15 protein-coding genes are annotated in these 17,900 nt (G+C 56.6%); 6 read left to right on the top strand and 9 right to left on the bottom strand.

Annotated features, from left to right (window positions below; all coding sequences use genetic code 11):
• Positions 1-74: 74 nt before the first annotated feature.
• The 4 genes from ABLU87_RS09345 (at position 75) to ABLU87_RS09330 (ending at position 4,928) form a co-directional block, all read left to right on the top strand.
• On the top strand, positions 75-842 hold the full coding sequence (locus ABLU87_RS09345) for an IclR family transcriptional regulator (RefSeq protein WP_014839703.1): 768 nt from the start codon (positions 75-77) through the stop codon (positions 840-842).
• 228 nt (positions 843-1,070) lie between these two features.
• Positions 1,071-1,970, top strand: a complete 900-nt coding sequence (locus ABLU87_RS09340; RefSeq protein ID WP_025107860.1) for a dihydrodipicolinate synthase family protein — start codon at positions 1,071-1,073, stop codon at positions 1,968-1,970.
• A gap of 18 nt (positions 1,971-1,988) precedes the next feature.
• On the top strand, positions 1,989-3,299 hold the full coding sequence (locus ABLU87_RS09335) for an MFS transporter (protein ID WP_009654269.1): 1,311 nt from the start codon (positions 1,989-1,991) through the stop codon (positions 3,297-3,299).
• Positions 3,300-3,332: 33 nt separating this feature from the next.
• The gene (locus tag ABLU87_RS09330) at positions 3,333-4,928 is read left to right on the top strand and encodes an altronate dehydratase family protein (RefSeq protein WP_122116818.1); all 1,596 of its coding nucleotides are present in this window, start codon (positions 3,333-3,335) and stop codon (positions 4,926-4,928) included.
• A 44-nt stretch (positions 4,929-4,972) separates the two neighbouring features.
• On the opposite strand, the gene livF is transcribed toward ABLU87_RS09330, so the two are convergent.
• From livF to livK, 5 genes are read right to left on the bottom strand one after another with little or no spacing between them, the layout of a single operon-like run.
• Positions 4,973-5,686, bottom strand: a complete 714-nt coding sequence (gene livF / locus ABLU87_RS09325) for a high-affinity branched-chain amino acid ABC transporter ATP-binding protein LivF (RefSeq protein WP_004126158.1) — start codon at positions 5,684-5,686, stop codon at positions 4,973-4,975.
• 17 nt (positions 5,687-5,703) lie between these two features.
• Positions 5,704-6,471, bottom strand: coding sequence for a high-affinity branched-chain amino acid ABC transporter ATP-binding protein LivG (gene livG, locus ABLU87_RS09320; protein WP_004855045.1), 768 nt, complete (start codon positions 6,469-6,471; stop codon positions 5,704-5,706).
• Complete coding sequence (gene livM / locus ABLU87_RS09315) at positions 6,468-7,748, bottom strand: branched chain amino acid ABC transporter permease LivM (protein ID WP_025107864.1); 1,281 nt, start codon at positions 7,746-7,748, stop codon at positions 6,468-6,470. The genes livG and livM overlap by 4 nt, the downstream gene beginning before the upstream one ends.
• Complete coding sequence (gene livH, locus ABLU87_RS09310) at positions 7,745-8,671, bottom strand: high-affinity branched-chain amino acid ABC transporter permease LivH (protein WP_014227088.1); 927 nt, start codon at positions 8,669-8,671, stop codon at positions 7,745-7,747. The genes livM and livH overlap by 4 nt, the downstream gene beginning before the upstream one ends.
• Before the next feature lie 60 nt (positions 8,672-8,731).
• Positions 8,732-9,841 carry a high-affinity branched-chain amino acid ABC transporter substrate-binding protein LivK gene (livK, locus tag ABLU87_RS09305; protein WP_032751577.1) on the bottom strand — a complete coding sequence of 370 codons (1,110 nt, stop codon included), beginning with the start codon at positions 9,839-9,841 and terminating at the stop codon, positions 8,732-8,734.
• 420 nt (positions 9,842-10,261) lie between these two features.
• Between livK and panM the strand changes: the two genes are divergently transcribed.
• The gene (gene panM, locus ABLU87_RS09300) at positions 10,262-10,648 is read left to right on the top strand and encodes an aspartate 1-decarboxylase autocleavage activator PanM (RefSeq protein ID WP_032751578.1); all 387 of its coding nucleotides are present in this window, start codon (positions 10,262-10,264) and stop codon (positions 10,646-10,648) included.
• A 632-nt stretch (positions 10,649-11,280) separates the two neighbouring features.
• Here panM and livJ read toward each other — a convergent pair.
• The 3 genes from livJ to ABLU87_RS09285 form a co-directional block, all read right to left on the bottom strand.
• Positions 11,281-12,384 carry a branched chain amino acid ABC transporter substrate-binding protein LivJ gene (livJ, locus tag ABLU87_RS09295; protein ID WP_025106851.1) on the bottom strand — a complete coding sequence of 368 codons (1,104 nt, stop codon included), beginning with the start codon at positions 12,382-12,384 and terminating at the stop codon, positions 11,281-11,283.
• Positions 12,385-12,640: 256 nt separating this feature from the next.
• A complete protein-coding gene (locus tag ABLU87_RS09290) occupies positions 12,641-13,885 on the bottom strand; it encodes an amino acid permease (RefSeq protein WP_048263518.1) in 1,245 nt (414 codons plus the stop codon).
• Positions 13,886-14,034: 149 nt separating this feature from the next.
• A complete protein-coding gene (locus ABLU87_RS09285; RefSeq protein WP_122117641.1) occupies positions 14,035-15,300 on the bottom strand; it encodes a 4-aminobutyrate--2-oxoglutarate transaminase in 1,266 nt (421 codons plus the stop codon).
• Positions 15,301-15,417: 117 nt separating this feature from the next.
• Here ABLU87_RS09285 and ABLU87_RS09280 point away from each other — a divergent pair, with 117 nt between their 5' ends.
• Positions 15,418-16,932: a PLP-dependent aminotransferase family protein gene (locus tag ABLU87_RS09280; protein WP_122117642.1), complete on the top strand. Its 1,515-nt coding sequence runs from the start codon at positions 15,418-15,420 to the stop codon at positions 16,930-16,932.
• 32 nt (positions 16,933-16,964) lie between these two features.
• Here ABLU87_RS09280 and rpoH read toward each other — a convergent pair whose 3' ends face one another.
• A complete protein-coding gene (rpoH, locus tag ABLU87_RS09275; protein WP_004106554.1) occupies positions 16,965-17,819 on the bottom strand; it encodes an RNA polymerase sigma factor RpoH in 855 nt (284 codons plus the stop codon).
• Positions 17,820-17,900 lie beyond the last annotated feature (81 nt).

Below are 17,900 nucleotides of genomic sequence, written 5' to 3'. Positions count from 1 at the left end.
CAGATAAGCGGGGATCTGTAGTTAAATAGGGGGCGTTAAACAGCACTCTCCGGCGAGCCGTCATAAGGAAAAATATGAAGACGCTTCATAAACCTACCGAACGCGTTTTACTCATTCTGGAAACCTTAGCCAACGCGGACGGAATGACGCTTTCCGAGCTATCGCTCAAAACGGATATTTCAAAGGGAACCATTTTCCCGATCCTCAAATCGCTGCAGTACCGGAAATATATCAGCCACGACGATCGCAACGGCATATATACGCTGGGGATCTCGTGCGCGGTTCTGGCCAGCTCAACGGTGGAAAAAGAGTTCTGGCTGAAAACGATCAATAGCGAAATGCACGCGGTGGTCAATGAATGCAATGAAGTTTGCCAGCTCGGCATTCTGGATGACGCCTGGGTGCTCTATGTTGATAAAGTTCAGGGCGACCAAACCGTGCAGCTGGTCTCTAAGGTAGGGACTCGCCTTCCGGCAATCTGCTCTGCCCTGGGCAAGGCGCTGCTGCATAAGCACCGCGACGAAGAGATCCTGGAGCTCTATCCGCAGGGTTTTCCTTCCGTTACCGCCCGCAGCGTAACGAATATGGCTCAGCTTCGTCAGCAGCTGGAATGGGTCGCCGCCAACGGTTATGCCATGGACGATCGGGAAATCAACGACGATACCATCTGCTTTGCCGTCCCCCTGCTGCAGAAAGGCATTATTCTGGCGGCGATCAGCGTCTCATTGCCCTCTTTCCGCGCCAGCGATGAAAAAACGCAGCAGGTTATTCGCGCGTTAAAAGAGGCAAAGGGTCGTATCGAAAGCGTGCTGAATAAGCTGCCTGATATTAAAAATTACTGATTTATTCGCCCACGATGCCGTCGGAATTGTGATTACCCACACAATACCGATATTTAATGATCCGCCGTGACGCCCGTCTCTTCTGCATAATTCCCCATCTATTCATTGATTTAATCAATTATCCGCACGACTTTGGCGCCATTTGACTTCACGTCGATGGCGTGTTTACTTATGCTTAATCGCAAATACAAACAGTGTTTGTATATACGAACAACAAAGAGGTTGAATATGCAAAGTCGTTACATCACCCCGGCAATAACGGTTTTTGATGAGCAGGGCAGGCTGGATCCTGACGGAAATTTTCGCCTGTACGATTTTATTAAAAACAGCGTATCGGGATTTGTCGTCATGGGCAGTACCGGCGAGTTTTTCTCGCTGGATATGAAAACATCCCGTCAGATAATTCAAATGGCGGCAGAGTTCCCGCGCGAGGGAATAAAGGCCTATGCGGGTACCAGCCGCATGGATATTGACGAGTGCGTAGAGCTGGCAAACTATGCAGATGAGTGCGGGCTGGATGGCGTCATGATTATCAGCCCGTGGTACTTCCGCCTGACTGATGAAGGCATTTATACATTTTATAGCCAGATTGCCCGCCGCACCGCCGCCAAAATATTCATCTATAACTTTCCGGAGCGCACCGGCTATTCCGTCTCGCCGGAGGTCTGTTTACGACTCGCCAGCGAGTTCCCAAATATTGTCGGTCTTAAAGACACCATTCCGGACACCAATCACACGTCGCAGGTGATTCGCCAGGTAAAATCTGAACTACCGTATTTTGAAGTCTATGCCGGTTATGACAATAACTTCGCGCACAATGTCCTGGCGGGGGGCGATGGATGTATTGGCGGGTTATCCAATATTTGCCCTGAAATATTCCGCGACTGGATGCAGGCATTTAACGATAACGATATGCAGCAAATTTCGCGGTATCAGCAAAAAGTGGATGGGTTAATGGATATTTACGCGGTTAACGATCCGTTCATTCCAACATTTAAAAAAGCGTTACAGCTGCGCGGAATTATTCAGTCCGACCGCTGCACGCCACCGTTTAGCTCGCTCGCCACCTGCCAGACCGAAAGTATTCTGCGGATACTTTCCCGCGCTGGTATTGAAATTAATGCCTGACCCCCACGCGGAGGTATTATGAAAACCATCACAGCTTATGACAATCCGGCCCTCAATTCCGCGATTACCAAATCATGGAAGCGCCTGGTGCCACTGATGTTTATTTTGTACTTCATCGCCTTTATCGACAGGGTGAACGTGGGATTCGCCAAAGAGGCGATGCAGGTGGATATTGGGCTCTCCAATTCCGCCTTCGCCCTCGGCGCGGGGATCTTTTTCGCCGCCTATGCGCTGTTTGGTATTCCCGCTAACCTGATTCTGAATAAAATCGGCGCGCAAAAATGGTTAAGCATCACAACCGCGCTGTGGGGCGTTCTCTCTGCCCTCACCGGACTGGTGCAGACGGAAACCCAGTTTATTGTTCTGCGCTTTTTACTGGGGTTAGGCGAAGCCGGTTTTTATCCCGGTATTCTGCTGCTGGCCTCAATCTACTTTCCCAATAAAGTTCGCGCCTCCGTCGTCGGTATCTTCGTGCTCGGCGTGCCGCTGGCATTAACCTTAGGCTCGCCCATCTCCGGGGCGCTTCTGGAAATGCACGGCTTCCTCGGCAAACCCGGCTGGTTCTGGATGTTCTTTATCGAAGGCATTCCGGCGGTCATCATGGGGATCTTCGCCTGGTTCTGGCTTGATGATACGCCGGCCAAAGCGCGATTCCTGAACGACGAAGAGAAAAAAGCGCTGATTGCTCAGCTTCAGCAGGAGCAGCGGCAGACGGAAACCAGCAGCGTCGGCACCGCCCTGAAAAGCCTGAAAGTCTGGCACCTGGCGCTGATCTACGGCACCATCCAGATCAGCGTTTACGGGCTGATGTTCTTCCTGCCTTCGCAAGTCGCCTCGCTAATGGGCTCCACCCTCGGCTTTAAGGAGTCGCTGGTCGCCGCCATTCCGTGGGCCTGCTCCGCCGTCGGCGTCTATTACATTCCGCGTCTGGCGGACAAAATGCCGGCCCGTCGGGTGCTGATTTCAGTCATCTGTATGCTGGCGGCGGCGTTGGGGCTGTTTGTTTCTGCCTGGTCCGGCCCGGTACTCGCCATTGCCGCGCTCTCGCTGTCGGCCATCGGCTTCCTCTCCGTGCAACCTATCTTCTGGACTTTCCCGGCGCAGATTGTGTCAGGCTCGGCGCTGGCCGCCAGTATCGGCTTTTGCACCACCATGGGCGCATTTTGCAGCTTCCTCGCGCCGCTGATTCGCGTTGAGGTCGATGCCTTCTTCGGCAACGATTCGGCGGGTCTGGTCGCCCTGTCGCTCATCACCGTCTGCTGCGCGCTGCTGATTGCCGCCCTTGCCGGCAGAAAAGCGACAAACGGCGTCGCGGTCCCCCATCACTAAGTCCTGATGCGCTTATAACAAAGGATAATGAACATGCAGACCATCTTAAAAATTGACCCTACCGATAACCTGATCGTTGCGCTGCAGGACTTACGCAAAGAGCAGCGGGTTCACTGGAACGATGAAGCCTACGTTCTGCGTAACGATGTCAAAGCCAAACATAAATTCGCCACCGAGGATATTGCGCCCGGCGATATCGTGTCGCTGTACGGCGTTCCGGTCGGCAAAGCGACGCGCCCCATCACCCGCGGCGAAGCCATTACCACTGAGAATATCAAACACTACGCGGCCCCGGTTTCGCTTGACGACGTCGCGCCCTATGACTGGCAGCAGCCGGATGTTTCCGCCTGGCAGCAGCGGACTTTCAAGGGCATAGTTCGCGAAGATGGCCGGGTCGCCACCGCGAACTACTGGCTGGTCATTCCGCTGGTATTCTGTGAAAACCGCAACGTTCAGCGCGTCACCGATGCGCTGAACGACGCCCTCGGCTACGCCAATAACGGCCTGAAAAATTTTGCTCGCCAGGTGACGTCGGCAGGAGCATTAAACGATACCCGGCATCTGCCCTTCCCGCATCTTGACGGCATCCGCTGTATTACCGTCAATTCCGGCTGCGGCGGCGCCACCTCGGACAGCATGACGATGTGCGACGTGCTGGCCGCCTATTCCGATCATCCCAACGTTCTTGGCGTGACGGTCTTTGCCCTCGGCTGTGAAAAAGCGCGGATTGTTGATTTCAACGCCGCGCTGGCGAAGCGCAACCCGAATTTCAACAAACCGATTATTTACTTCAGACAGCAGGACTGGAGTAGCGAAGAAAAAATGATGCAGGATGCGTTGACTGAAACCTATAACGCGATCCGCGAAGCCCCCGTCGCCGAGCGGCAGGACGTCCCGCTCTCCCACCTCAAAATCGGCGTGAAGTGCGGCGCTTCTGACGGGTTCTCGGGGATCAGCGCTAACCCGGCGATGGGCGAAGTGTCGGATCGTCTTGTCGCCCTCGGCGGCGCGTCGGGGCTGGCGGAATTCCCCGAGCTGTGCGGCGCTGAAGGGGATATCGTGCAACGCTGCGCGACCCGCGAGCTGAAAGAGAAGTTTTTGTCGCTGATGAAAAACTATGAGCATGTCGCGAACTTCTTCGGTACCACCATCGCCGATAATCCCAGCCCGGGAAACATTGCCGATGGGCTGATCACTGACGCCATCAAATCCGCCGGCGCGGCGAAAAAAGGCGGCAGAGCGCCGGTAAGCGCGGTATGCGACTACGCCGAACCGATGGGAGAAAGCGGCCTTTCGCTGGTCTGCACGCCGGGCAACGATGTGGACGCGGTAACGGGCCTGGTCGCGGCGGGGTGCAACGTGGTGATCTTCTCAACCGGGTTAGGTACGCCGACGGGGAACCCTATCGTTCCGGTGCTTAAGGTTTCAACCAACTCCGCGCTGGCGAAAATGATGCCGGATATTATCGATTATGACTGCGGGCCGATTATCGAAGGCACGCCGCTGGCGGACATCGCCGACGGCCTGTTTGAGAAAATCATCGCTACCGCCAGTGGGACCTGGCGCACCAAAGCGGATGCGCTCGAACAGTATGATTTTATGCTGTGGAAACGCTCTCTGGAACTGTAGTAGCCAAGTAAAACGCCCGGCAGATGCCGGGCGTTTTGTCTTCACTACCCGCCCAGATAGGCGCTGCGTACCGCTTCATTCGCCAGCAGCGCGTCGCCGGTATCCTCAAGCACCACGTGACCGTTTTCCAGCACGTAGCCGCGGTCTGCCAGCTTCAGCGCCTGGTTGGCGTTCTGCTCGACGAGGAAGATAGTCATCCCCTGCTCGCGCAGCTGTTCGATGGTATCGAAGATTTGCTGAATGATAATCGGCGCCAGACCGAGCGAAGGCTCATCCAGCAGCAGCAGGCGCGGCTGGCTCATCAGCGCGCGCCCGATAGCCAGCATCTGCTGCTCGCCGCCGGACATGGTGCCCGCCCGCTGAACCCGACGCTCATGCAGGCGCGGAAACAGCTCATACACCCATTTGATGCGGGTCTGGAACTGGTCGCGGTCGGCAAAAAAACCGCCCATCGCCAGGTTCTCTTCCACCGTCATCCGCGAGAAAACGCGGCGTCCTTCCGGCACGATCGCCACCGCTTCGCGCATGATTTTCGCCGTCTGCCAGTCGGTAATATCTTTACCGTCGAAAACCACGCGGCCGCTGGAGGCGCGCGGGTCGCCGCACAGGGTACCCAGCAGAGTAGTTTTTCCCGCGCCGTTGGCGCCAATCAGGGTGACAATCTCTCCCTGATTGATATGCAGACTGACGTTGTGCAGCGCCTGGATTTTGCCGTAATGCGCGCTGACGTTGTCAAAAGATAACATCACTTTTTCCATCTTATGCGTCACCACCATTATGCTTCACCTAAATAGGCGCGGATCACGTCCGGGTTGTTGCGGATCTCTTCCGGCGTACCGTTGGCCAGCGGCGTGCCCTGGTTTACCACGTAAATACGATCGGAAATGCCCATCACCAGCTTCATATCGTGCTCAATCAGCAGGATGGTGGTGTTGTGATGGCTGCGCAGCTCGACGATTAGCTCGTCCAGCTCTTTGGTCTCTTTCGGGTTTAGCCCCGCCGCGGGCTCATCCAGCATCAGGATTTCCGGCTGGGTCACCATACAGCGGGCAATCTCCAGACGGCGCTGGTCGCCGTAGGCCAGGTTACTGGCCTGCCGGTTGGCGTGCTCAAGCAGGCCAATACGTTCAAGCCAGGTCGCGGCGCGGTCCAGCGCTTCGCTCTGGGCGCGGCGGAAGGACGGCGTCTTCAGCAGGCCGGAGAAAACCCCGGTTTTCAGCTGCTGATGCTGCGCCACCAGCAGGTTTTCAATCACCGTCATTTCGCGGAACAGACGCACGTGCTGGAACGTTCGCACCACGCCCATACGGGCAATCTGCTGCCCCGGCAGCCCTTCCAGATGCTGGTCGCGCAGCATAATGGTACCGCCGGTTGGCTTATAGAAACCGGTCAGACAGTTAAAAACGGTGGTTTTGCCCGCGCCGTTAGGGCCGATAAGCGAAACGATTTCCCGCTCGCGCAGCTCCAGCGACACGTTGTTGACCGCCAGCAGGCCGCCAAAACGCATCATCAGACCGTTTACGGATAATAATGGCTGACTCATGCCTGCTCTCCTTCTTTGGCCTGCCCATTTTTCAGCTTCAGCTGCGGACGGGTCATCGGCAGAAGCCCCTGCGGACGCCAGATCATCATCAGTACCATCAGCGCACCCAGCATCAGCATGCTGTATTCATTGAAATCACGCATCAGCTCGCGCGAGACCACCAGCAGAACCGCCGCCAGGATCACCGCGAACTGGGAGCCCATACCGCCGAGAACCACAATCGCCAGCACAAAGGCCGACTCGGCGAAGGTAAAGGATTCCGGGCTGACGAAGCCCTGACGGGCGGCGAACAGAGTGCCGGCAAAACCGGCAAACGCGGCGCTAATGGTAAAGGCGGTCAGCTTGATGCGCGTCGGGCTGAGGCCCAGCGAGCGGCAGGCAATCTCATCTTCACGCAGCGCTTCCCACGCGCGGCCCAGCGGCATACGCAGCAGGCGGTTAATCACGAACAGACTTAACACCACCAGCAGCAGAGCGACCAGGTAGAGGAAAATCACGCGATCGGAGGGATCGTACTTCACGCCGAAGAAGTTGCTGAACGTATCCCAGCCGCCTTCGCGGGCGCTGCGGCTAAATTCAAGGCCGAACAGCGTCGGTTTCGGGATCTGGCTGATGCCGTTCGGGCCACCGGTTATTTCGGTGTTGTTAAGCAGCAGGATGCGCACGATTTCGCCAAAGCCAAGCGTGACAATCGCCAGATAGTCGCCGCGCAGGCGCAGGACCGGGAAGCCAAGCAGGAAGCCCGCCGCCGCCGACACCAGCCCCGCCAGCGGCAGGCAGGTCCAGAAGCCCAGACCGTAATAGTGGTTCAGCAGCGCGAAGGTGTAGGCGCCGATGGCGTAGAAACCGCCGTAGCCCAGCACCAGCAGGCCGGAAAGCCCCACCACCACGTTAAGGCCCAGGCCGAGGATGATATAGATCATCGTCAGGGTAGCGATATCCACCGTCCCGCGCGACACCATAAACGGCCACGCCACGGCGATAACCAGCAGGGCGATCAGGAACAGCTTCTGTTTTACCGTCGAACCGTCGATAGCCGGCAGAATAAACTTCGGCCCGGAGACGTTCTTCATGGTTTTCTGGAAAATGGGACGCAGCAGCTGGAAGAAGAAAACCACTGCGGTACCGATATAGATCCACTGCCAGCGGATATCGGCGGCGGTATCCACCACCAGCTTCGTGCCGTCCAGCTCCAGCTGCACGCCCATAAAGACGCCCGCCAGGATAAAGAACATCACCGCGGACAGCAGCGCCATCGCAAAATGCATCGGTTTCATACTTTTTCTACCTCCGGACGGCCCAGGATACCGGTAGGCATCACCAGCAGAACCAGGATCAGCAGCGCGAAGGAGACCACGTCTTTATATTCCGTACTGAGATAGGCAGAAGAGAGCGCTTCGGCGATACCGAGGATCAGCCCGCCGATCATCGCCCCGGGAATGCTGCCGATGCCGCCCAACACCGCGGCGGTAAAGGCCTTCATCCCGGCCATAAAGCCGATGTACGGGTTGATTACGCCGTAGAACTGACCGAGCAGAACGCCGGCAACCGCCGCCATTGCCGCGCCGATCACAAACGTCAGCGCAATCACCCGGTCGGTGTTAATCCCGAGCAGGCTGGCCATTTTCAGGTCTTCAGCGCAGGCGCGGCAGGCGCGCCCCATGCGGGAATAGCGGATAAAGAGCGTCAGCGCCAGCATGGCGATAAACGTCACCACCCAGATAACCAGCTGCATGGTGGTGATAGTGGCGGTGAAGTTATCGCTGCTGCCTACCGTCCACTGGCCGTTGAACAGGCTCGGCAGCGCGACATCGCGCGAACCTTCCGTCAGGCTGACGTAGTTTTGCAGGAAGATGGACATCCCGATGGCGGAGATCAGCGCAATCAGGCGTTTTGAGCTGCGCACCGGCCGGTAGGCCACGCGTTCGATACTCCAGCCGTAGGCGCTGGCAATCACGATAGCGCCGACGAATCCGGCGGCAACCAGCAGCCAGCTGGTATCGATACCCATCATCATCAGGGCGGCAATGATCATGAAGGAGACGTAGCTGCCAATCATATAGACCTCGCCGTGGGCGAAGTTGATCATGCCGATAATGCCGTACACCATGGTATAGCCGATGGCAATCAGCGCGTAGGTGCTTCCCAGCGTGACGCCGTTAAACATCTGCTGCAGAAAATAGAGAAACTGCTCGGACATAAGGTAACCTTTTTCTACCCGCCCGCTTTGCACGGGCGGTGGGATAACTTGTCTTATGGCTTATTTCGCGAGGGTGGATGACCCGTCCGCGTGCCACTGGAAGACACCAAATTCAAATCCCTTCAAATCGCCTTTTTCGTCCCAATTCAGCGGCCCAATCACGGTTTTCGCGCCGTGAGCTTTTAGATCTTTGATTAAATCCAGCGGCTCCTGGCTTCCGGCCCGGTCCATCGCCTGCGCCAGCGACTGCACGGCGGCGTAGGTGATCCAGACATACGGACCGCTCGGGTCTTTCTTCTCGGCTTTGAGCGCGTCAACGATAGCGCTGTTGGCCGGGTCCTGGTCATAGCGTTTTGGCATCGTCACCAGCATGCCTTCCGCCGCATCGCCCGCGATGTTGGACAGCGACGCGTTACCCACGCCTTCCGGGCCCATAAACACGGTTTTCAGGCCCACGGAGCGCGCCTGGCGCAGCATCTGGCCCATTTCCGGGTAGTAGCCGCCGTAGTAAACGAAGTCGATATTCTCTTTTTTCAGGCGCGCCAGCAGCGCGGAGAAGTCTTTTTCACCGGCGGTAATGCCGTCGAAGAAGACGATATTCGCGCCGCCTTTTTTCAGGCTATCCTGGACGGAACGCGCCAGGCCTTCGCCGTACTGCTGCTTATCATGAATGATAGCAATACGCTGCGGCTTGACGGTTTCCATGATGTATTTTGCGGCGGTCGGCCCCTGCGAAGAGTCCAGACCGGCGGTACGCATGATGTACTGATAACCGCGCTGGGTCAGCTCCGGGTTGGTCGCGCCCGGGGAGATCATCAGAATGCCTTCATCTTCATAGATATCGGATGCCGGCTGGGTGGAAGAAGAGCAGAGGTGGCCGATAACGTACTGAATGCCGTCATTGACGATTTTGTTCGCCACCGCAACGGCCTGTTTCGGGTCGCAGGCGTCATCGTACTCCACGGCAACCAGCTTATCGCCCTTGATGCCGCCCTGGGCATTAATATCTTTGATCGCCTGGCGCGCGCCGTTGAATTCCATATCGCCCCACTGGGCTACCGGGCCAGACATCGCGCCAACAACGGCGACCTTAATATCTTTGGCAAAAGCCGCCTGGGACATCGCCAGTGCGACTAACCCCGCGATAACCGTTTTCGCGTTCCTTTTCATGCTGCAGAACCCCGTTCGTGATGTGGTGTAAATATTTTGTATTTTTATGGTTAAAAAGCATTCTGTACTTTTATTAAACAACGCTACTTTTACCATTATCTTTAATGGTTTAGCGAGGTTTTTTGCCTGAATACAGAGTAAAATCTCTATTTTTCAGGCGATTAAGCAAAGATAATATTCTGTATTTACTGGAAGATAAACAAAAAAAGTCCAGTAAACAGCATAAAATAACGATACATAAGGCGGAATAAAACGCTACATATCAGGTTAAAATTCTGCTTATTTTTCGATCCATGATGAATTGCTCTACCCTGCTCCTTCCAGGAAAACGAATCCCCTGATGAACAGGCAAAAAACGGCGCTCCGCCTGGCGGGGAATTTGGATACACTAACGCCTCTGTTTTGACTGGACCCTCGCGTATGAAACTGACCATTATTCGTTTACAGCACTTCAGCGATCAGGATCGCATCGACTTAGGTAAAATCTGGCCGTCGCAGGATCTTGCGGCGCTGGCTCTGGATGAGAGCCATCGTATTTATGCTGCCCGCTTCAATGAGCGCCTGCTGGCCGCGGTTCGCGTGACGCTAAACGGCGTTGAGGGCGAACTCAGCGCGCTGTGCGTGCGTGAAGTGACCCGCCGTCGCGGCGTCGGACAGTATTTAGTGGAAGAGGTGCTAAGGGATAACCCGGAAATCAGCAGCTGGCGCATCGCGGATGCCGACGCGGAAGACCGCGGCGTGATGGCGGCGTTTATGCAGGCGCTGGGCTTTAACGCGCAAACCGGCGGTTGGGTAAAAAAGCAATAAATCGGCGAAAGAAGGCTGAACATTCCCGGATTGCGGCGTAACGCCTTATCCGGGCTACAAAAAACCAGACCGCACCAGCCTGTAGCCCGGGTAAGCGCAGCGCGACCCGGGAAGAAACCGTACCAATGCATCAACTCCGGCGCATTCCCCGGGTTGCGGCGTAACGCCTTACCCGGGCTACAAAAAACCAGACCGCACCAGCCTGTAGCCCGGGTAAGCGCAGCGCAACCCGGGAAGAAACCGCACCAATGCATCAACCCCGGCGCATTCCCCGGGTTGCGGCGTAACGCCTTACCCGGGCTACAAAAAACCAGACCGCACCAGCCTGTAGCCCGGGTAAGCGCAGCGCGACCCGGGAAGAAACCGTACCAATGCATCAACCCCGGCGCATTCCCCGGGTTGCGGCGTAACGCCTTACCCGGGCTACCGACTAAAAAAGGCAACTTACGTTGCCTTTTTGCTTTTACCTTTCTCCTCGCCTATGCGAAGAGGCAAGGATCAACTGATTTAACCAAGAATTTCGCGTTGCAGAAAGGCGTCAAGACCCGAAATCCCCGGGAGCTTACATCAGTAAGTGACCGGGGTTGAGGGGCGCAGACAACGCATCTGCGGCGTGAAAGGCGCAGGTTAAATTATTTGGCGTCGGTCGCCGTACCATTAGCATGCCAGGTAAACACGCCGAACTCGAAGCCCTTCAGATCGCCCTTCTCGTTCCAGGTGAGCGGCCCCATTACGGTGTCGACCGTTGCGCCCTTCAGGTATTTAGCGATTTCAGCCGGATCTTCAGACTGATTCAGGCCTGCTTGCAGCGACTGCAGCGCGGCATAGGTGGTCCACACGAACGCGCCGCTTGGATCCTGTTTCTTCGCTTTGATCGCATCCACAATCGGTTTGTTCGCCGGAACCTGGTCGTAGTTCTTCGGCTTGGTGACCAGCATACCTTCCGCAGAAGCGCCCGCGATGTTAGACAGCGACACGTTCGCTACTCCTTCCGGCCCCATAAACTGCGTTTTCAGGCCAGCGGCGCGAGACTGACGCAGGATCTGCCCCATCTCCGGGTGATAGCCGCCGTAGTAAACGAAGTCGATATTCTCTTTTTTCAGACGCGCCACCAGGGTAGAGAAGTCTTTCTCGCCGGCGGTGATGCCATCAAAGAACACCACGTTGGCGCCGCCCTTCTTCAGGTTGTCCTGTACCGCGCGGGCCAGGCCCTCGCCGTACTGCTGTTTGTCGTGGACAATCGCGATGCGCTGCGGCTTCACTTTTTCCAGGATATATTTGGCAGCGGTTGGCCCCTGATCGGAGTCCAGACCGGTGGTGCGCAGAATCAGATGATAGCCGCGAGCCGTCAGCTCCGGCGCGGTGGCCGCCGGGGTGATCATCAGCACGCCTTCATCTTCATAGATATCAGACGCCGGCTGGGTGGAAGAAGAGCACAGGTGACCGATAACGTATTTGATACCGTCGTTAATCACTTTGTTAGCGACGGCAACCGCTTGTTTCGGGTCACAGGCGTCGTCGTATTTTACCATCTGCAGCTTATTGCCTTTGATACCGCCTTTGGCGTTGATATCGGCAATGGCCTGCTCTGCGCCAGTAAACTCCTGGTCACCGTACTGCGCTACCGGACCGGACATCGCGCCAACGACGGCGACTTTGATATCTTCGGCCATTGCCGCACCGCTCATGATTAAGGCAATACATCCTGCCAGTAACGCTTTACCCTTCATATTCATCCTGAGGCTCCCCATTATTATGGTTTTTGCATTTGTTGTGATGTTGTTTATTAGCGCATTATTCTAATTAGACACATAAGAAAAGCATATGATAGTTAGATTAGGGTCTGCCGCCTGCGCTTTTGCAGCACACTATGCTAAACATACCGTCATTCAGGAGAATTGGAAACGATAAAATTGCGGAGTATGTAACAGATAAGTGACAAATAAAAACCCGCGCCGGAATAAACCGAACGCGGGGGCATGAGCAACGCGACTACCAGCCCGCAGGTAGGTAGCCAAAGGCGGAAGCGATGGCGTAGGCGGCGCTGCAAAGATAGAGCAATACGATGAAGATCTGGATTAAGGGATGCGTGATTAGCGCCGGGCAGGTCCAGCCGGGGATGATGTCACCCTGCCGACGCGAGCCTTTGAGGATCAGGATCGGCATGATAGATAAAATCACCCCGCTAAATACCCCGGCAAAATAGAGCGCGTTCACGAAGGACACCATCCCGCTATAGGCCAGAATAAAAGGCGGCACGGCGACCACTAACAGCACCTTAAAGCGTTTGAACGGCTGCTCGTCGTTGCCCAGGCGAAACTGATCGAAAATATTGGTCAGGAAGCTTCCGCCCAGCCCCCAATAGGAGGTCAGCATCGCGCAGAGCGCAAAAAGATTTGCCGAGAAGAAAGCCCACTCGCCGAGCGCCCTGCCCCAGGAAATGGTTGCCACATCAGAAATATTATCCAGCCCGCTTAATGCAATCACCGAAAGCGGGACCAGCGCCAGCAGGCAAAAGGTTAATAACATCCCCACCATAATGGCCTTCGGCAGCTTCTCCGGTTTATCGGCGAAACCGCGCGCCATTTCCGGCACGATATACTGCGCGGAGAAGCAGAACGCGACCACATTAAACACTGGCACCATATACAGCCAGTTACCTTCAAGTAAATAACTCACGCTCGCGGTTTCTTTCAGCAACGTCGCGGCAACCAAAATGGTTATCATAACGACCATGCCGATACTGATAAATTTCTCACCCCGGCCAATCGCCTTCAGGCCGAGATAAAGCACCCCGGCCGCCGGAATAAAAAACAGCGCGCTGCCCAGGGCCGGCGAGATGCCGAATAACGAATGCAGGAGTTTACCGCTGCCGGTCATATAAGCCGTCAGCGCGCCGACGCTGTTGACGCAAACGGAGAGGAACATCATCAATGCCCCGAAGCGGCCGACGTAGCGCTGCGACAGGCCGCTAAGCTGCAGATGCTTACGCGTGCGCAGCGTCGATTCCGCCACGTAGAGCATGGTGATGGTCGTCAGGCTACCGACCACAATCAGCCAAAACAGCAGCGGCAGAAAGCCCGCTTTGCTGGAGGCGTAGGCGATGGATAGCACCCCAGCGCCGATATTGGTGCCGACGATCATCGACACGCCTTCAATGAAACTGAGGGATTTTGCAGGTACAGCGGTACGCTCCCGGCTCGTCAGAGCCGGAGAAAAGGTGGAGTTGTCAGACATAATATTTTCCGTTTTATTCCGGCAGCGTGCGCCGCCGGAAAAAAGGTGATATCAGGGTGATAAACACTCACGCTGAGCATGACTGGTCAGAAAGCGGCGTCCAGTTTCTCTTCGGCTTCCCTGCCGCCGCAGCCTGACCGGGCGAAAAGTTAACGCTTCAGCACGCGGGCCAGAATATCCAGCGCCTTCGTAAACTGCGCATCCGGAATCGTTAACGGATAGAGGAAGCGAATAACGTTGCCATAGACGCCGCAGTTCAGCAGCAGCAGGCCGTTCTCCTGGGCTTGTTGCTGGATTTGACGGGTGATCTCCGCCGACGGCTCGCCGGTTTGCGGATCGTTAAACTCCACCGCCACCATCGACCCCTGGCCGCGTACGTCAGCAATCGCCGGGCAGCTTTGACGCGCCTGATTCAGCACCTCTTTCAGATGGCTGCCTAAGCGCTCAGCGCGCTGGCACAGCTGTTCTTCTTCAATCACGTCCAGCACCGCGTGCGCCGCCGCGACCGCCAGCGGGTTACCGGCATAGGTGCCGCCCAGACCGCCCGGCGCAGGCGCATCCATCACCTCGGCGCGACCTACCACGCCGGAGAGCGGGAAACCGCCGGCCAGGCTTTTGGCCATCGTCATCAGGTCAGGCTTCACATCATAGTGCTGCATCGCAAATAGCTTGCCGGTGCGTGCAAAGCCGGTTTGTACTTCATCGGCAATCAGCAGAATGCCGTGGGTATCGCACAGCGCGCGCAGCGCCTGCATAAACTCAGGCGGGGCAACGTTAAAGCCGCCTTCCCCCTGAATCGGCTCCAGCACAATCGCCGCCACCTGATCGGCCGCGATATCGGCTTTGAAAATGCGCTCCAGGCTCTTCATCGCGTCGGCGGTGGTAATGCCATGGGCGGCGTTAGGGTAGACGGCGTGATAAACCGAGCCCGGGAACGGGCCGAAACCAATCTTGTAAGGCGCCACTTTGCCGGTCAGCGCCATGGTCATAAACGTACGGCCGTGGAAGCCGCCGCCGAAGGTAATCAACCCCGGACGGCCGGTATAAGCGCGCGCGATTTTCACCGCGTTTTCAACGGCTTCCGCCCCGGTGGTAAAGAACGCCGTTTTTGCCGGACCGTCAATCGGCGCCAGTTCGTTAATCCGCTCGGCCAGCGTGACATAGCTTTCGTACGGGACAATCTGGTAAGCCGTGTGGGTAAAGGCCTGCAGCTGCTGTTCAACGGCGGCAACGATTTTGGGGTGGCGATGGCCTGTATTCAGCACCGCGATGCCGGCGGCGAAATCGATCACCTCATTCCCTTCAATATCCCACAGCGTAGCGTTCTCCGCTTTCTCAACAAAGTAGCTGCACATCACCCCTACGCCGCGCGGAGTCGCCTGCTGGCGACGCTGATTCAGTTCTGAACTTTTCACCGAGAATCTCCTGTCATGTGTGTCACGTTATCGCAACAAATCCGAAACTATGTCGTTTATTTACACAGGATTTGGCCCTATAATCGAGTACCAATTCAGATTATCTGAGGGATCCAATTGCGTTCGCTTATCGCAGACCTGGTGCTGGTCAGATTGCAGAAAGAAACCGATCCGCTCCTGCACAAGCGCCTTTACAAGGCGATTCGCCACGCCATTCTGGATGGTTCTCTCCCGCCCCATAGCCGCCTGCCCCCGTCACGGGATCTGGCGGGAGAGCTGAGAATGTCGCGCAACACAATTTTAACAGTTTACGAACAATTGCTGGCTGAGGGGTACGTCTTGTCCCGTCGCGGCAGCGGAACATTCGTCGCGAAAACGCTGCCCGATATGTTTCTTCCCGCCAGCAGCGCCAGTGAAAGCAGCCCTGTGCCAGCAGCCAGCGCGCCCATCTCCCGGCGCGGCCAGCATCTGCTGGGGCACATCAGCGCCAGCCCGCGTCAGTGGGGGGCATTTATCCCCGGCGTACCGGACGTCAATGCGTTTCCCCACCCGCTGTTCAGTAAAATCCAGGCGCGTATCAGCCGCCGTCCAAAACCCGAACAGCTCAGCTATAGCTGTAACGGCGGAACGGCCGAGCTGCAGCACGCGTTGGTGGACTATCTGAGAGTAGCGCGCGGCGTTCAGTGTCAGGCAGATCAAATTCTTATCACCGAAGGGATCCACCAGGCGATCGACCTGATTACCCGCATGCTGTGCGACCGCGGCGATCTCGCCTGGGTGGAGGAACCGTCCTACTGGGGCATTCGCCATGTGCTGGCGATGAATGAAGTGCGGGCCGAGCCCGTGGTGGTTGATGCCAGCGGCCTGTGCCCGCCCGAAAGCATAGCCGAAGCCCCGCGGCTGATCTTCGTTACGCCATCCCATCAGTACCCCCTCGGCGCGGTAATGAGCCTTGAGCGCCGACAGCGCCTGCTCACCCTGGCCCATCAGCACGGCAGCTGGATTGTGGAAGATGATTACGACAGCGAGTTTCGCTTTTCCGGTCAGCCGATCCCGGCGCTACAGGGCTTAGTCCCCGAAGCGCCGGTGGTCTACGTCGGTACGTTCAGTAAAACGCTCTACCCGGGGCTGCGGCTGGGCTACGTCGTGCTGCCTCGACCATTGGCGGCTGAACTCAAAAACGCCCACGCCGAGCTCTACCGCGGCGGCCATTCGCTTATCCAGCTGGCGCTGGCGGAATTTATCAACGCCGGTCATTACTCGGCGCATATTCGCCGCATGCGCCTGCTCTACAGCCGCCGTCGCGTTTTTTTGACCGAGCTGATTCAGCGGCACTGCGGGCCGCACGCGCTGTCGGACTTCAGCGATAATGCCGGACTGCATTTGATCCTGAATTTGCCGGATGAGGCGGATGACGTGGCGATTGCCCGCGATGCCAACGCGCGCCATATTTTAGTGCGTCCGCTGTCGCGCTATTACCTGACGGCGCAGCGGAAGAAAGGGCTGTTGATGGGTTTTGCTTCGCAGCCGGAAACGCAGATGGAACCGGCGTTCAACGTCCTGCTTGAGTGTTTGAAAATGCACTGCCCGCAGGCGCTGGCGGAGGCAGAAAAACAAAACGCCCCATCGTAATGTGGGGCGTTATCGGGGGACTGGCGCTCAGATTAGGCTTCGATAGCGGCGCGCAGTTTTTTCATGGCGTTCTTTTCAAGCTGACGTACACGTTCAGCCGACACGCCGTAGCGGTCTGCCAGCTCCTGCAGCGTGGACTTGTTGTCTTCGTCCAGCCAGCGGGCGCGGATGATGTCCTGGCTACGTTCGTCAAGACCCTGCATCGCGTCGGTCAGCTTGTTTGCCGCCTGCTCTTCCCAGTTATCGTCTTCAATGCCGTCGGCAAAGTTAGACGTTTTATCCTGCAGATAGAGCACCGGCGCCATCGGCTGGCTATCGGACTCATCATCCGACGACATGTCGAAGGTCATGTCCTGCGCCGCCATACGTGACTCCATCTCACGCACGTCTTTGCTCGACACGCCCAGCTCGCGGGCCACCATTTCGACTTCATCCTGGTTAAACCAGCCCAGACGCTGCTTGGTTTTGCGCAGGTTAAAGAACAGCTTACGCTGTGCTTTCGTGGTCGCGACCTTCACGATACGCCAGTTACGCAGCACGTATTCATGAATTTCCGCTTTGATCCAGTGCACGGCGAAGGAAACCAGACGCACGCCCACTTCCGGGTTAAAACGGCGCACGGCTTTCATCAGGCCAATGTTGCCTTCCTGAATCAGATCCGCCTGCGGCAGGCCATAGCCCGAGTAGTTACGAGCAATATGAACAACAAAGCGCAGGTGAGAAAGGATCAGCTTTTTCGCTGCTTCCAGATCGCCCTGGTAATGCAGCTTTTCAGCAAGCTCCCGCTCTTCATCAGCCGATAACATCGGCCAAGTGTTAGCAGCCCGGATGTACGATTCCAGGTTACCAACGGGGGCTAAGGCTAAAGTTTGCATATCTTTGGTCATTCAAATCCTCTCAATCGATATCTTCTGGCATCTTTCTGTCCTCACAACGGAGCAACAAACATGCCAGCATTGATGAGCAAC

Origin of the sequence: Klebsiella sp. CB_Kp196 (assembly GCF_040061575.1) — a bacterium.
GTDB classification, from domain to species: Bacteria; Pseudomonadota; Gammaproteobacteria; order Enterobacterales; family Enterobacteriaceae; genus Klebsiella; species Klebsiella michiganensis.
This window is presented reverse-complemented; position numbering and strand designations above follow the sequence as displayed.